At 55.9% G+C, this 16742-nt stretch carries 12 protein-coding genes; 2 read left to right on the plus strand and 10 right to left on the minus strand.

Annotated features, from left to right (window positions below; translation table 11 throughout):
* The first annotated feature begins 201 nt into the window (after positions 1-201).
* A complete protein-coding gene (locus ACHQGU_RS12780) occupies positions 202-1272 on the plus strand; it encodes a hypothetical protein (RefSeq protein WP_062248449.1) in 1071 nt (356 codons plus the stop codon).
* Between the two features lie 94 nt (positions 1273-1366).
* Here ACHQGU_RS12780 and ACHQGU_RS12785 read toward each other — a convergent pair whose 3' ends face one another.
* The 6 genes from ACHQGU_RS12785 to budA all read right to left on the minus strand — a co-directional run bounded on the left by ACHQGU_RS12785 (position 1367) and on the right by budA (position 8635).
* Positions 1367-1954, minus strand: a complete 588-nt coding sequence (locus ACHQGU_RS12785; RefSeq protein ID WP_061506107.1) for an LUD domain-containing protein — start codon at positions 1952-1954, stop codon at positions 1367-1369.
* Complete coding sequence (locus tag ACHQGU_RS12790) at positions 1954-3363, minus strand: lactate utilization protein B (RefSeq protein ID WP_395495272.1); 1410 nt, start codon at positions 3361-3363, stop codon at positions 1954-1956. Before ACHQGU_RS12790 ends, ACHQGU_RS12785 begins: the two co-directional genes overlap by 1 nt.
* A complete protein-coding gene (locus ACHQGU_RS12795) occupies positions 3360-4103 on the minus strand; it encodes a (Fe-S)-binding protein (protein WP_043550183.1) in 744 nt (247 codons plus the stop codon). Before ACHQGU_RS12795 ends, ACHQGU_RS12790 begins: the two co-directional genes overlap by 4 nt.
* A 27-nt stretch (positions 4104-4130) precedes the next feature.
* A complete protein-coding gene (locus ACHQGU_RS12800; RefSeq protein ID WP_395495273.1) occupies positions 4131-5828 on the minus strand; it encodes a thiamine pyrophosphate-binding protein in 1698 nt (565 codons plus the stop codon).
* A gap of 278 nt (positions 5829-6106) precedes the next feature.
* Positions 6107-7795: an acetolactate synthase AlsS gene (gene alsS, locus ACHQGU_RS12805; protein ID WP_062141962.1), complete on the minus strand. Its 1689-nt coding sequence runs from the start codon at positions 7793-7795 to the stop codon at positions 6107-6109.
* Between the two features lie 57 nt (positions 7796-7852).
* On the minus strand, positions 7853-8635 hold the full coding sequence (gene budA / locus ACHQGU_RS12810; protein ID WP_062141963.1) for an acetolactate decarboxylase: 783 nt from the start codon (positions 8633-8635) through the stop codon (positions 7853-7855).
* A gap of 117 nt (positions 8636-8752) precedes the next feature.
* On the opposite strand from budA, the gene ACHQGU_RS12815 reads away from it, so the two are divergent.
* Complete coding sequence (locus tag ACHQGU_RS12815; protein WP_062274845.1) at positions 8753-9688, plus strand: LysR family transcriptional regulator; 936 nt, start codon at positions 8753-8755, stop codon at positions 9686-9688.
* Positions 9689-9731: 43 nt separating this feature from the next.
* Here ACHQGU_RS12815 and ACHQGU_RS12820 read toward each other — a convergent pair whose 3' ends face one another.
* The 4 genes from ACHQGU_RS12820 to ACHQGU_RS12835 all read right to left on the minus strand — a co-directional run bounded on the left by ACHQGU_RS12820 (position 9732) and on the right by ACHQGU_RS12835 (position 16611).
* On the minus strand, positions 9732-11927 hold the full coding sequence (locus tag ACHQGU_RS12820) for a beta-N-acetylhexosaminidase (RefSeq protein ID WP_395495274.1): 2196 nt from the start codon (positions 11925-11927) through the stop codon (positions 9732-9734).
* A 65-nt stretch (positions 11928-11992) separates the two neighbouring features.
* Positions 11993-12787, minus strand: coding sequence for a glucosamine-6-phosphate deaminase (nagB, locus tag ACHQGU_RS12825; protein ID WP_395495275.1), 795 nt, complete (start codon positions 12785-12787; stop codon positions 11993-11995).
* A 6-nt stretch (positions 12788-12793) separates the two neighbouring features.
* Complete coding sequence (gene gluP, locus ACHQGU_RS12830; protein WP_395495276.1) at positions 12794-14095, minus strand: glucose/galactose MFS transporter; 1302 nt, start codon at positions 14093-14095, stop codon at positions 12794-12796.
* A gap of 89 nt (positions 14096-14184) precedes the next feature.
* Entirely contained in the window at positions 14185-16611 is a 2427-nt protein-coding gene (locus tag ACHQGU_RS12835) for a TonB-dependent receptor (protein WP_395495277.1), read from the minus strand.
* Positions 16612-16742: the final 131 nt, after the last annotated feature.

Genomic DNA, 16742 nt, shown 5'->3' on the forward strand with positions numbered 1-16742 from the left:
ATTTTCCCTTTCCCGACAAAACACCACCGCACGCACGCATGCCACGCACCCTTTTTGTCATGGTGTCAGACCGGACAAGACTACGCTGCCCAGCATATCCGAGGCACTTTTGCCCCGCAGGGATACACCACCAAAGGTTATGCCCCACTCCACGCCTCTCTGAAACAAAGACCCGACTCCCTCCATCCGGATCTCTGCTCCATGTTTAAAGCCGCTCCCAAATTCCTGCTTGGCGCCCTGCTGCTTTTAACCGGCTGTTACAATATCGGGTCCCGGCGGCTGGATCAGGATCAGAGTGATTATTCCTTCGCGCTTATCACCGCAGGTAAACGCCAGACGCTGCTGAATATTGTGCGCCTGCGCTATGCCGATACACCGGGCTTTCTGGACACTACACAGCTTATTTCCGGCTATCAGCTACAACGGAGTTTTGCTGTGGGCGTTGGTACAGCAAGCCCCGTCAGGCCGAGCGGCAATGCCGGGATTCAGTTTCAGGAAAGCCCGACCTTTACCTTCCAGCCTGTCACTGGGGATGCCTATGCGCAAAGCTTCCTGCGCCCCATGCCGATTGGCAGCCTGCTCCCGCTGGCCATGGGTGGCCTGCCGATTGATGTGCTGTTCCGGCTGGCAGTGCAGTCGGTCAATCTCATCAGCAATGCGGGGTCCATTGGCGGCGATGTTGGGCGCGGCTCCCCGGAATTTTTTGAACTCATTCATGACCTGCGCGTGTTGCAGGTTGCCGGGCTGCTCGGCATTCAGCTTGAGCATAGCGCCGAAATTCCTGGAAAAACGCCTTCTTTTGACCGGGTTTTCCTAAACGTTTCCTCTACAGACAATCCCATTCTGGCAGAAACGGTTTACGAAACACGCCGCTTTTTCCAGATGAAGCCCAAAGACGAGCGTGTGGAAGTGGTCTATGGCGCAGGCCAGCCGCGCCCGGGGCAGATCCGCATTCTGACCCGCACCATGCTGGGCGCGCTGGGGCAGATTGCCTATCAGATTGACGTGCCGCAGGATGATATTACGTCCGGACGCACCCAGCCCAGAATTCAGCTCATTGGGCGTGAGACAAAACCGATTGTGGTTGTGCATGTTGGTAAAACGGTGCCGGACAACACTTTCACCTCTGTCCAGTATGATAAGAAATATTACTATATTTCTGAAAATGACTTTGACAGCAAACTGGCTTTTACAATGCTGCAAATTCTTCTGGAACTTTCCAAAACAACCAAGAGCCCGGGAACGATTGTCACAATTCCCGTCAATGGGTGAGCCAAACAGTGCCCTCTCTCTGAAAAACATAGCATAAAAAAAAGCCGGATCAGGGTTCCCCCCGATCCGGCTTTTTCAGAGCGTTAGGCTAGTGTTATTCCCACCAGACTGACAGGGAACGCACACCCTGCGCACCACGGATCAGCACACCCTGAATATCTGCCGTGGCAGACGGGCCAGTCATCAGCACACCGTAGTTTGCCGTATGGAATTCCGGCCGCTCGACATAGGCTGTGTGCATATTGGCTGTCAGATTTTTCTCGGACAGAATAACTACAATATGCTGCGTCAGATGAGCCGCAGAATTCAGGCTGTTCAGCTGGGCTTCACTCAAAAAGATAGAGCCCATTTCTGAAATCCCGAACGGGCTGCGCACCACCAGCACATCCGTCGCAGCTGCCTGCTGCGGAGACGTCACATCTTCCAGACGAATGGTGCCTTCAAAATCCGGCACAGCGGAGCAGATGATTTTGGCATCTGGAAAGCGCCGGGCAATGGCCGTTGCCAGCGTATCGCCTTCCTGCGGCAGCAGAATCTGCCCGCCCAGAAGCTGAAGCGCATCTTCAAAACGCGCTTTACCGGCATCCATATCACCCAGCACGGCAACGGGGGGCAGTTCATGCGCAGCAGGGTCCGGGCGGTTGGCCCGGAGCGTTGCCAGAATTGTGTCGCGGGAACTCATCAGGATTTCCCTCCCTGTGACTCTTTTTTGTCTTTAAGGCGGTTTTTCTTATACCAGCTATGGAAGGTCTGCTTGACCGGATGCGGCAGCTCGCGATGTTTGCCCCACGGGTTCAGCCAGTTATACAGCACAAAGCGCGGCAGGGTGCTCAGAGCGACTTCCGTGCCGTTAATAGCCGTGCGGTACAGGGTCGGCTGGCCCATCAGCTTACCGGCCATATGCATGATTTCCCGTTTCACAAACGGCAGTTCATGATGTTCGGCCAGCACACGACGCCATTTATAGAGCTGCTCGTGAATGTTGATCTTAACCGGACAGACGTTTGTGCAGCTCCCGTTCATGGTGGAAGCAAACGGAAGCGTGCTGTATTTCCGCTCGTTAAAGGTCGGGTCGATAATCGCGCCAATCGGGCCGGAATAAACGGCACCGTAGGACAGACCACCGGAACGACGATACACCGGGCAGGTGTTCATGCAGGCGCCACAACGAATGCATTTAAGCGACGTCCAGAACTCTTCCATCCCCAGACGCGCAGACCGCCCGTTATCCACCAGCACGATATGCATTTCGCCGCCCTTCTGCGGGCCACGGAAATGCGTGGTGTACTGTGTGATGGGAGACCCCAGAGCACTACGGGACAGCAGACGGATAAACACGCCCATATCCGCCATGCGGGGCACAATGCGCTCAATCCCCAGTGTGGCAATATGCAGGTTGGGAACGGTAGCGCTCAGATCCGCATTGCCCTCGTTGGTGCAAACCACGAAGGTGCCGGTTTCCGCCACCAGGAAGTTACCACCCGTCATCCCGGCATCGGCTGTCAGAATAACCGGGCGGGCCGCCATACGCTGGGATTCCGCCAGAGATTGCGGGCTGTCGTCGTTCGGGTCGGTATTGTAATTTTTGGCAAAAATCTTCGCCACATCTGGTACCAGCTTATGCACGGCGGGCACCACAATATGGCTCGGCATCTGGCCATCAAGCTGCTGAATACGCTCGCCCAGATCTGTCTCCGTCACGGTCACGCCGCGCGGTTCCAGATAAGCACGCATGTCGCACTCTTCCGTGACCATGGATTTGCTTTTGATCAGCGATTTTGCGCCATGCTTTTCCAGAATTTCGCCAACAATGCGGTTATGTTCCGCACCATCCGCCGCCCAGTGAACATGAATGCCGTTCTTTTTGGCATTAGCTTCAAACTGCTCCAGATATTCGGGCAGATTGGCCAGCGTGTGCTCTTTAATGGCGGAGGCCCGACTGCGCAGTTCCTGCCACTCCGGCAACAGATGCATCTGCTGGTCGCGCTTCTGGCGCATGTCCCACAGCCGCTCATCATGGAAGGTCAGATGCGGGGCATCGTCCAGAAACTCTTCCGCCGCCCTAGCGTGATTGACGGGTTTGACCTTCATGACCGCGCTCCGTTCAGAATTTCAGCGATATGAATAAAGCGGATAGGCACACCGCCACGTTCTGCACAACCCTGCTGATGCATGGTGCAGGAGGTATCCGCCGAGACAATATATTCCGCACCGGCCTGATAATGATCCTTCACCTTATCCAGCCCCATACGGGCAGACACAGCCTCTTCCGTTACCGAGAACGTGCCGCCAAAGCCGCAGCATTCATCAGGGCGTTTAGGGGTTGCGAAGGAAATACCCTTAACCTTGGTGAGCAAATCCATAGGCTTGGAGAAATACGGCTCACCCAGTTCGGACATGCTGGCCGTGCGCAGGGCACGCAGGGTGCCGCAGCTGTTATGCAGGCCGACCTTGTGCGGGAATTCGGCCCAGGGAAACTCTTCAACCTTCAGAATATCGTGCAGAAATTCGACCAGCTCAAAGGTGTTTTTACGAACGTGCTTGACCTCTTCCGTCTGGGGGATGGCGTCAAAATTATCCCGCACATGGTGTGTGCAGCTGCCGGACGGCATGACAATGGCATCATACTTGGCAAAGTTGCGCACAAAGAGGGCTTCTGCTGCGGCGGCGTCCGAATTACAGCCCGAGTTGGCCATGGGCTGCCCACAGCAGGTCTGATCCATCGGGTATTCCACGTCCTGCCCCAGCTTTTCCAGCAGTTCCAGCGTGGCAATACCCGCGTTTGGATAAAACGCATCAATATAACACGGAATAAAAAGACCTATTTTCATGCAAACCCCCGACGGTAGAACAGGTTTTCAGCCTGTTGTAATCATGATCTCAACAAGAGAGGGGCCATCGGAAGCCAGCGAAGCCTCAATGGCGGGTGCGATATCAGAAGCGCGTGTCACCCGGCAGGATGGCACACCCATGGATTTCGCCATGGCCTGATAGTCGATACTCGGATTAACAATATCCATGGCCGGATATGTTCCCTCACGTGCAGAAAGGTAATCTTTCTGTTGTCTCATGAAGTTTTTGAGAACGTTATATTCCTGATTGTTCATCACCACGAACGTGACAGGAAGTTTTTCATGCGCGGCGGTCCAGATGGCCTGCGGGGAATAGAGCGCAGCCCCATCCCCCACCAGAGAGACCACACGGTCCCGCCCTAACCCCAGAGAAGCCCCAACGGCTGCGGGCATCCCCCAGCCAAGAGCACCACCGCGCAAAAAAGAATACTGGCCAGCCCATGAGCTTTCCAGAAACAGCCGGACGTCGGAGGACGTAGCAATCGCCTCATCCACAATCGCGACATCCGGACCAATAGCACGCACAGCCTCCCATGCCGCCACACGCGGCGGGATAGCGGCCTCGTTCCGCCGGGCCTTGGCTTCCGCCACAGCTTCGGCCCGCTGGGCACGCCGTGCCTGCGCCACCTGCTCGGCCTGTGCGGCATAATCTGCCTGATGCGGCGTTGCAGCTTTCCGGAGCAACGGCAGCAACGCCTGCAGGGAGGCCTTGATATCCCCCACAACAGAGAGCGGCGTGTTAAAGGTGCGGCCAAGGTCACGCACATCGGATGACATCTGATACACAGAGCAGCCCGGCGGCAGAGCGGGGCCTTCCGTGTAGAGAATGGTGATGAGCGATTTGCCACCGAGTGCGAAAATCGCATCATAGGCGCTTAGACGTTCAGAAATAGCTGTGGCCTGCGTTGGCAGATTTCCACACCAGAGCGGATGCGCCGTAGGAAACGGCACACGAGACGGCCAGGATGACCCAAAGACCGGGGCTCCCAGACATTCCGCAACGGCAGCCACTTCTGCTGCGGCATCGGACGCATAGACTTCATCGCCCGCAATCAAGGCAATACGACCCGGCGCGATGCTCGTCAGAGCTTTAGCCAGATCGTCCAGCCCGCCTGCCACAGAGGAGCGGTTGATAACGGACGGGGTACCGATATCCACCCCGCTCATTTCTTCCATCACATCCATGGGCAGGGAGAGAAAGACCGGTCCGGCTGGTGCAGCCATGGAGTCGTGAAAAGCGCGACGCAGCAGAACAGGCAACTGGTCCGCATGGGCCACTTCCTGCGCCCATTTTACGGCGGGACGGGCAATCTGCACCAGATCCCCAAACAGGAGCGGATCGGAAATAGTATGGCGGGAATCCTGCTGACCAGCGGTGACAACCAGCGGCGTCTGGGAAACACTGGCATTCAGCAAATTGCCCATACCATGCCCCAGCCCACCGGCGGTGTGCAGGTTCAGGAAGCCGGGTTTGCGAGCCGCCTGTGCATAGCCATCTGCCATGGCCACCACACTGGCTTCCTGCAGGCCCAGAATATAGGAGACGTTCGGGATTTCCAGCAGGGCATCCATCAGTGGCAATTCGGTTGTGCCCGGATTGCCAAAAATATAGTCAACACCCTCACTGCGCAGAATTTCGAGCAACACAGCTGCCCCGCGCCGCATGCCACTCTGCCCGGCTGCATCAAGCGATGAAATCTGCATTCCGATTATCCTTCTGTTGTGCCCTGCAAAGACCTGTCTGCCTGAACGCTCAGGCAGCATCGCCCTTTATGGCACCCCATCTGTCATCTGGTAACTGCCCCTCAACACCAGAGGGAACAGCGCAGACTCTCTCTGCCAACGGGCACTCACGCCCGGAAGTCCGGCAAAGATGATGATCTTCCTGCATAATCAGCCCTTAATCTGCATATGGCGCTTTCTGTTATAACAGAAAGCGCCACATTAAAACAGTTAGAAACAGATTTCTGCTCTGAAAGTTATCAGGCTGCTGCGGAAGTTTCCCCAAGCTGAGCCAGCGGCTTCATCAGCAGGTGGTTCTGGGAGTAATCAACCGGCACAGCAATCACGACCGGGCCTTCAATATCCATGGCGGCCTTCAGAGCCTTACCAACGCCATCAGCGGATGTGACGGTAATCCCCTTGGCGCCACAGGCTTCTGCATACATGGCGAAGTCGATCGGCCCGAAGTCCACACCGGACCCACGGCCATATTTCTTCTTCTCCTGCATTTCCACCATGTTGTAGGCCTGATCAATCCAGACCATGTGGATCAGGTTACATTTCAGGCGCACAGCTGTTTCCAGCTCCATGCTGGACATCATGAACCCACCATCACCCGAGATGGAAATGACCTTCTGAGCCGGGTTTACCAGACTGGCAGCAATGCCCCACGGCAGGCCGACACCCATGGTCTGCTGACCATTGCTGATCAGAACCTGACGCGCACGGAAGGACAGCAGATACCGCGCCAGCCAGATATGGAACGTGCCCATATCAAGACACAGCGTGACATCCGGTGTGACAATCTGTTCCAGCTCCCGCACAATCTGCAGCGGATGCACCGCCGTGTTGCTCGTGCTGCGGGCATCACGCAGCGCACCGGAGCGGGCAGCCTTGTAGCCTTCCAGAATGGCTTCCAGTTCCGGCGCACGGGCCAGCTTGCCTGCTTCCTTCGCAAGGGCTTTGACCGTCGGGGGGATTTCACCCACCAGTTCAACAACCGGGACGAAAGCGTTATCGAGTTCAGCCGCAACAATATCAATATTGATGATCTTGCGGGCGTCATTCACGTTCCACAGCCAGGGATCATATTCCACCGGGTTGTAGCCCACGGTCACAACCACATCGGCTTCATGCAGAAGCTGATCACCATGCTGGTTGCGGAACAGCCCAACGCGGCCACCAAAACGGTCCACCAGTTCATGCGAGACCGCACCAGCAGCCTGATAGGTGCCCACAACCGGCACGCCCGTGGTTGCCACAAAAGCACGCACAGCTTCCGCCACATCCGGACGGCTGGCCAGCAGGCCCAGCAGAACTACCGGACGCCTGGCGTTTTTCAGCAGTTTAGCAGCTTCTGCAATCGCCTCCGCTGCAGCGGTACCACTTTTTGGCACAGCACGGTCCGCCAGCACAGGCGCATCAGCCGGCATGGACAGCACATCCATCGGCGTGCTGACAAAAGACGCACCCGGACGGCCACTTTCTGCAAAGCGGAAAGCGTTGGCCATAACTTCAGAAATCGCCAGCGGGTTGGTAATTTCCACGCTGTATTTGGTGATCGGCTTGAACAGGCTGACGGTATCCATGGTCTGATGCGTCAGCTTCAGCCGGTCAGCCAGCTTCACCGCACCACCAATGGCCAGAACCGGGTCCCCTTCTGAATTTGCCGTTGCCAGACCTGTCACAAAATTGGACGCACCCGGGCCGGACGTTGCAATTGCCACACCCGCCTTACCTGTCAGACGGCCAAGGCCACCGGCAATAAAGGCTGCGTTCTGTTCGTGCCGTGTCACCACCGTTTCAATGGGGGAATCAACCAGCGCGTCAAACAGACGGTCAACTTTGGCACCGGGAATCCCGAAAACATGGGTTACGCCATGTGCCACAAGATTTTTGACAATAAGCTCCGCACCGCATTGTGCGGCGTGATCAGAAGGCTTGGTCATTTCTTTAAGTCCTGCAAAAAGACCACTGCACACGGGGCGCAGTGGTCAAAAAAAGCTTCAGCCGCCTTCGGCAATCCGAATAGCTTCACTCAGATGCTCAGGATTAAGGTTTGCTTTTGCAAACTGTTCTGTGCGCGGCAGCTGAATTTCAAGATCGGAGATCACGGCAACCTCAAGCTGGCCACGCACCAGCCGGTATTCCGTCACGTGACCACCGCGTTTCTGGTCTTCCGTCAGGAAGTGCAGATGGTAGCCCGCCACGTTCACACCCTGCATATAAACCGGGGTGCGGAAGCCGATCATGGTGCCGGTCACGGATTCCATGGTCAGGGTGGGCTGTTTTTTCACAACATCCAGCATGTGCGGATAGGGCTTGCACTGGCAGAACACCGTGCGCGTATCGACCCGCTCAAACTGGCCCGTAAAGCGAACGGCACCAAACAGGTTGGGATTACCCACCAACTGGTCGACCAGTGCTTCAAACGTTTCTTTTGTCTGCGGTGTGTCGATATTGAGCGTTTTTTCCGGCTCAAAATATGTCACGCAGGCAAAAGGTGTTTTGAGAGAACCGGGAACCTCAGCAGCCTGCCCTTCCGCACGGAACTGACGTGCGACACCATCGGTCACAATCATTTCGCCATCCAGCGCGTTGAACGTGCCAAGGCCGAAATTGCCGTGATGCAGCACTTCGTCCAGCGTAGTTTCGCCATCGTACACGGCATCCAGCAGAGCGGCCATGGTGGAGGTCTGATAAAGACGGTTGGCGACGGGTTTCTTACCCACACCGTTTCCGAGTGCAGAAGACCGAACGTCCATGTCTGCCACCGGGCTGTTCTTCATGCTGCGCACTGTTCCAAACTCATTGTTGCTGATCTCAATGACACAGACGTTATTACAGCGGGATCTAGTCTTCCAATATATATTGAACGCATTATCCATATCCTATAAATATGGCATATGGATATCAGACACCTGCGTTACTTTGTAACCGTGGCAGACCACGGCAGTATTACCCGGGCTGCGGAAGAGCTGGGGATGGAACAGCCGCCCCTCAGCCAGCAGATCAAGCAGCTGGAGCAAAAACTGGGCGTCGCCCTGTTTGAACGGCAGACGCGCGGTGTGAAGCTGACCGAAATTGGCGCGACCCTCCTGCCCCGCGCCCGCACCATTCTGGACCTGCAGGCCCAGTTTCTGGTGACCGCACACGGGCTGGCCCGGGGTGAGCTGGGACATATCCGGCTGGGGCTGGCGGGGGCTGTGCCGCTTCTGCCGCTTATTCCGCTGGCCATCCGCCGCTTTCGGGAAAGTGCGCCGGACGTGACGCTCTCTCTGGAAGAAAGCAATACGCCTGCTTTATGTGCCGCATTGCACGACCACAGCACAGATCTCGCCATTATCCGCCCACCCGTGCCGGACCCGACTCGTCTTTCCGTTTTTCATCTGCTGGATGAACCCACCGTGATCGCCCTGCCACGCGGGCACCGGCTTGCGCATCATCCTGTTATCAGTCTGGATATGGTCGCCAAGGACCCGCTGATTATCTTCCCGCGTGAACTGGGTCCGGGGTTTCATGACGCCATTCTTTCCGCCTACCAGCTGGCAGGGGTCACGCCCCCCATGGGGCAGCAGGCCCCACAGATTGCTGGCACAGTGCCACTGGTTGCAGCGGGCCTAGGCGTGTCTGTTGTGCCCCGCTCGCTCAGCCAGATTCATGCGGGGGGTGTGACATTCCACACCCTGAGCGAACCTGCGCCACGCGCCACACTAGCCGTTGCCATTCGCTCCGGCCAGAACATGCCGCTGGTATCGCGCTTTGTAAAAATTCTTCGCACAGCCTGCCGCAAGTGGGAAAATATGAGCCTTGAAGACCAGTTCCCCGCAGCTGACGTATAATATCTCCGGACCTTGCCATCCAGCAAAGCCCGAAAAACAGACCTTACAGACCGATAAGTTTCCTGAGAGCCGGCTCCGCCACAATCATCAGTCCACCCGGCGGGAAGCTGGTGCCGGAGAAAGACCCGGAGACATCGGCCGAGCTGTTGATGAGTGTGTCTTCCTGATCAAAAATTGTCTTGTCAGCAGAGGAAAGTTTCTTCTTATGCCCATTGAGAGCATTCAGCCCTGCTCCGGCCATAACTGCAAGGTTATGAGAGGTCGGGATTGCTTCTGAGAGGCCACGCGCCGTCGCCACCTGCTGGAAGGCAGCATCATTATCCCGCCAGACCTGCATCTGGGCTTTCAAAGCCGGTGCCACGGAATGATCCCCGGCAACATACTGATCAACCAGCATGCTGAACCGCACAGCCGGGAATGGATCGGGAGATGTGACTTCCCCAATTTCATCCAGTGCATTGTCACGATGGCTGACATAGCGATTCATGACATAATTGCGCAAAGGCACCGTCGCACTCGCCAGACACTCCACCGGGTCAGCATTGCCGGGTGAGAGCCGCAGCGCCATCCGGTGCGTGTTGGCTTTTGCCTGCAGGCCGGTAATCTGCAATTCCGTGTCCACCAATGCAAGACGACGATACATATCGTTCACATCCCGCACAGAGGCCGGAGACCAGAACCGCTCGGCAATGGCAGCAGCACGCGGCCAGTAACGGGCATCCAGCATCTCGTCCGTGACCAGTTCAGACCACAGAGGCGCTTCCCCGCCCAGAATATACTGCTTCTGCTCGTCTGTCAGAGGAGCCGGAGCGGGTTCTTTGAGGAAGGCATTGACCAGATCAGGCCGGCCACCTTTAGCCAGAAGCTTGTCCGCCTGCTCACGCGTGATGCCGTTTGCGGCCGGGTCATACGGGTCCACCAGATAGTGCTGGGCCGCAGGCTGAAGCAGATCAAGATAATAGCCAGCCGAGACAATCACCGGGTGATGATCAGCGGAAGCAGATGCCAGGAATTTTGAACTTCTCCAGACATCCACAACAACGTCCTTGGGAATAGGTGCTTCACTCACCTCATCCCAGCCGACCATGACTTTACCCTGATCGGCAAGAACCTTCTGAACCTCTGCCGTAAAGTGCGCCTGCAAAGCCTGTGGCGTGGCGAAGCCATTGTCCTTCATATAGGCAACAATTTTCGGATTTTTCATCCACTCTCTGGGGTCCACTTCATCCCCGCCGGAATGGAAGTAGGCATCCGGGAACAGTTTACCCATTTCTGCATACAGCTTGCGGACAAAGCGCAGCGTGCCGGGTATCGTCGGGTCCAGCGCGGCATTGTTCTTGTTTTTAGGCTCAGGATTAACCGGGCTTTGCGCCGCCAGTTCAGGGTGTGCCAGCAGGAATGCCAGTGCATGCCCCGGCACGTCAAACTCCGGCACAATACGAATCCCGCGATCAGCCGCGTAAGCCACAAGATCTTTCAACTCTCGCTGCGTGTAATACTGGCCGTGCGAGCCTTTTTCCGTCAACTCCGGGAATTTCTTACTCTCAACCCGGAACCCGGTGCCATCACTCAGATGCAGATGCAGCACGTTCATCTTGAGCAGTTCCATCGCGTCCAGCTGCCGCTGAAGCGTTGAAACCGCCATAAAATGCCGGGATGTATCAATCATGATGCCGCGCCAGGGGAAGCGCGGACTATCGGTAATTTCAGCAAACGCCAGCTGCGGCCCGTTCTCGCCGCGTGTCACAAGCTGCGCCAGCGTTGCCAGCCCATGCAGGACCCCATCCGGGCCTTCTGCCGTTAGCGTTACGCCGGACGCATTCACTTGCAGGCTATAATTTTCCTTAGCATGGACCGTCAGCGCATCCCGGTCTTCACCCACCTGAATATGCACGGGAATACTGGCAACAGGTCCAGCCAGATCCTTCTGCTGCGGGAGAACACGCCCGGCAAGTGCATCAATCCGATGTGTAAAACGATCCGCAGCACGGCTGAGCAGGACTGACGGTTTCTGGTCCCACAGGATGGTCATGCCGCCATTCAGCGGCAACGCGCCAGTAGGTAAAGAGACAGACGCCGGAACTGGCATAAGAGCGGGTGTCGCCGTCGCAACACCGGCAGAGAATGCCACCGGCGCGACACCTTGCGTGGCGGCGTAGGCCGGAGCCACTGCCAGCGTCAGAACAGCGGCGCTGCCCAAAAGCACGCGACGAAATTTTGAAAAACTCTGTTTTGTCATGCTGCGTCCTATTCTTTTGAACAACGGTGCTGCGTTAGCTGGCCGTGCGTCTCTTGTGTTCTGCTTTAAGCAGAAAGAAATGTGCGCAGCTCGGGATCATGCTGCATCTGCCAGAGAATGGCGTCTCGCTGTGTCAGGCGTGAAGCGGCGGCCTCATCCAGCAGCACCAGGCAATGCGGATGGAGTTGCAAAGCAGACCCCGGCACCAACGCACTGACGGGCCCTTCAATCACCCGCGCCACGATATCGGCTTTTGCCTCCCCCGTGACCACCAGAAGGGCTTCCCGTGCGTCCAGAATGGTGCCGGTTCCCATGGTCAGCGCCCGTGCTGGCACCTGCTCCATATCGCTATTAAACATCCCGGCATTCTGTCTAAGGGTGGCCTGCGCCAGTGTCACCACATGGGTGCGGCTGTTCAGAGCGGAAAGTGGTTCATTAAACCCGATATGGCCGTTCTCCCCCAGCCCCAGCAGCTGGAGGTCTATGCCACCTGCCTGAGAAATCCGGCCTTCGTAAGACTGTGCTTCAGCTTCCACATCCACAGCAGCACCGTCCGGAACATGTGTGTTAACCACTGGAATATTGATCAGCTGGAACAGATGGGTCTGCATATAATAGCGGTAAGACTGGGGGTGATCCGCCGTCAGACCGATATACTCATCCAGATTGAAGGTTGTGACACGGCTGAAATCCAAAGTCTGCTGCTGCGCCGTTTCCGCCAGCTGGGCATAAATAGCTTCCATGGTGCGACCTGTTGCCAGCCCCAGAACGGATGTCGGTTTGCTTTTAACCTGTTGTGCAAGAACCTGTGCCGCCAGCCGCCTTGTTTGAGCTGCATCGGAACATATGACGATTTTCATAAAAAATCAGTCTCCAACCGAAGTAATCAATGATTTTGGAGCAGACGCGCCTGTTTTGGCACGCAGGGCAAGGGCCCATCCGGCGATAAACAGATACGCCGGAATGACCAGCGCCATAAAGGCATGCAAATTCCCCAGTATGGGGGCAATGTGGACAAAAATCTGCGGCAGCACAGCACCACCGGAATAGGCCATAACCAGAAAAGCAGTTGCCTTTGCGCCATCAGACCCGGCCTCTGCCAGCACAATGGGGAAAAGGGCTGGCAAAATCATGGCGTTGGCAAAACCCAGCAGGGCAACACAGAAAACCGGGATGAGACCGGGCGCCACAAGAGCCACAAGGCAGATGAGAATACCCAGAACACAGCAGGTGAGCATATACGCATCCTGACTGATGAAGCGCGGCACAATGAGCATGCCCGCCAGATATCCCAGCATCATGGAGGCCAGCGTAAGCGCTGTCAGATATTTGGTAATGTCCAGAGATAACCCAAAAGCATGACCAAACAGGCCAATGGCATCCCCGGCCATCACCTCGACCCCGACATAGAGGAACATGGCGAACACACCGGTGATCAGCCAGCCCGGCTTTGCCTTACGTGTTGGCGCATCCTGCGGGCCCTCGGCATCAAGAGTAATCTCCGGCAACGGTGCGCGCGCTACAAGAATGGCAAGTAGCACCAGTAACCCTGCCATGACCTGGTAGGGCACGTGCACCGCGTGCGTAAACTGCGTGAGAACGGCATCACGCACCGGGCCTGCGGGCGTGTTGCTGATATTGGCCACCACCTGCCCCACATCCGGCATGACAATCAGCGCGAACAGAACCGGAGCGACAATCCCGGCAAATTTGTTGGCAATCCCCATGATGGCAATGCGTTGCGCAGCACGGTCATGGTCACCCAGCAGACTGACGTAAGGATTAACCGTAATTTGCAGGAGAGAAAGACCTGCACCGATGACACTCAGCCCACTCAGAGCCCCGGCATACCAGCGGCCATTAACACATTCCCCAAACAGCAAGGTGCCAGCGGCCATGATCGCAAGCGCGACCACCAGACCGCGCCGCAAGCCAATCCGCCGCGCCAATAGCGTGGCAGGCAGCGGGAACACAAGATAGGCCAGATAAAAGCAGACAGGCACCAGAAAGGACGCCACGTCACTCAGATTGAAAGCAATCTGGACAAAGGTGATCAGCGGTCCGTTCAACCAGGTCACAAAACCGATACTGAAAAACAGGGCTGCCATAATCAGCACGGGCCGCCAGCCATAAGCACCTGCCGGACTTGCAATCGGAAACCTCAGCACGCCGCACTCCTTCAGCAACGGGCCGGAGACAAACTCCGGCCCCAATCGACCTGTTTCTCAGGCAAAGCGTTCTGCCCTGCCGCGCCTCTTCAGAACCCGGAAGAGACCGAGACCATAGCGGCAAAAACCCCACCCACATAATAGACCGGCGCACTCCCCGCAGCGATAGCCCCTGTGGAGGTCACCTGCGGATGCGCATTTGCCGTGTAGCTTGACCCGGACCGATAGTGGTTATCACCAATATTGGTCAGATTGAGCTGAATCTGCGGATGTTTCAAATAACTAAATGACTTCATGCGATAACCCAGCGTCAGGTTCGAGGTGACATAGGCAGGCATTTTTTCATCATTCATGAAGGTAGTATACTGGGTATCCACATAACGCAGATCAAAGTTCCCAAAGAACCGGCCATCATCATAGCTCAGACCAATAGCACCGGTAAATTTAGGAGCCTGTACCGCAATTTTCCCGGCCGTTGGCAAATAACCACTCCCGGTATTGAAGTTGTTATCAAACGTGGAATGCAGGAACTGGCCGGACAGATAGGGGCTGAAGTGATGCCAGCGTGCCAGCCCGAATTCCGCCTGCACGCCGCGGGATGTCTGGCCACCAATGTTAATCGGGGATGCCACCATCATATTCGTGTTGGGAATATACCCGGTAGACGTCACCTGATGGTTGGTCAGGTTGATATTAAACAGAGACATTGAGAAATTATAGAATTTCCCCTGATGCCGATAACCAATTTCCTCACTGATGGAATATTCCGGCTTCAGGCTCTGCGGCTGCATGGTGGCGTGGGCAGAATTTGGATCAAAAATCTGCGAATAGGCTTCCACGGATTCCGGTGCACGGAAAGAGGTCGTGCCGTTGATATAAATCTGATCTTTAGGCGTGATCATATAGCTCGCAGAAAACTGCGGGAGTGGTTCAAAATAGTTTCCCTGCATTTTATAGGGATCCGCACCGGGTACGAGGTTTGTGCCCTGACGGGACACCATAGCAACACGGAAACCTGCGCTCAGGGTTAGCTTGTCATTCAAAAGCTTCTGCGTATCCGCAATAAAGAGCGTATTGACCTGCTGCATGAAGTTCAGGTCATACCCGGTAAGGATTTTACCGCCCACACGGATGACATCCCCAGACCAGCCGCTGCCATCGGCATAGACCGGGCGGAAGTCAGAGAGTTCCTCATGCGTGGTATAGGCATACCACCAGCCGAAAGAGAGCGTATTGCTCTTGGAAAGACGCCAGTCGGCGGACACATTCACACCGCCGGTTTTCTGATTCCACGGGTCACGGCTGGAGGTAAGAATGCTGCCGTTGACCGGCGTGCCGACATTCAGATCCCCATATTGCTGCGTGCCAAAATATCCACCGGAGGCCGGAATATTTTCGCCGCCCAGAGACGGGCCAAACTGATGCACATAATAGGGCGAAACATGCAGATGCAGGTTATCCGCCAGCGTAAAGTGCATTGGCAGAACAACAAGCTGCTGATTCAGGTTCTGCTGGTTCAACTTGTAGTATGTGGACTCGCCCGGAGCAAAATGTTTGTCGTAGGAGAAGCCAACACCATACTGGTCCCACTGTGCTTTTGTGGGGGAACGCCAGGACGTCGCGGATTGTTTGTTATAAGAGAAGATTGCGGAAATGCTGTTGCCATCACCCCATTCTTTCACAAATTTTGAATCCACATGATACCGGAGCAGCCCACCCGGCCCACGCGCCCCATTGTCATACCCTGTGTGCGAGAAAGAGACATAGCCACGCACGCCGGAATTGCCGATATCCCCGGTATCCAGACGGATAAATTCCTTATTATAGCTGTAAGACCCGCCACCGAGGTCAACAAACCCACCCGCCCGATGCGACGGGTTGAGCGCTGTAGCGGTAATCTGCCCACCCACAGCGTTATAAAACGGCGCATTCAGATCCGGGGCGCCCTGTGAGACCGTGACCGAACCAAGGTTTTCAGAATCAACAAGCGTTGAGGTGTAAGGAGCGTAGTTGATGGGGTCCGCCAGCGGCGCACCTTCAAACAGATAGCCCATCTGTGTTTCATTCAGCCCGCGGACCTGAAGATGATCCCCCGTCATCCCGAACGGGTCCTGACTGGTGACGGTAACCCCCGGTAAATCTGCAACCAGAGACGTTATGTTTGAAGAGGGAGCCTGCTTGGCAATGAAATCCCGCGTCACACCACTTTGTGAGCGTGGCGCCGTCTGGTGAGGCATCAATCCGCCACCGGGCGTACGATTGGTCACACCGGTTGAAGAGACGGAATGGCTGGTTACAGAAATTTCTTCTGTGCCACCTGTATATTGCCCCAGAACGGAAGAGCTTAACCCATTACCCGAAGAGGATTTTTTCCGTGCCTGAGCAGACGGTTTGGAAACTTTTTTAACCTGACTGCCAGATGACGATGCTGGTGCTGACTGTGCATGCGCTGAGGTGGCCAGAAGCCCCGTCAGCGCAACACAAGAGACTGAAAGCTGACGTAGTGAAAGACGCATGATAACAATCCCCTCCCCGGATCCTGGGAATGCTCACTTCATTCCCAAACAGAAACATAATCCTGCAAACTCCGTTGTTAGTATGCAATGGGGGTTCAAGGAGAACGATTTAATTCATATTGAAAACAAAG

The organism is Acetobacter sp. KSO5, from assembly GCF_044094635.1.
GTDB classification, from domain to species: domain Bacteria; phylum Pseudomonadota; class Alphaproteobacteria; order Acetobacterales; family Acetobacteraceae; genus Acetobacter; species Acetobacter cerevisiae.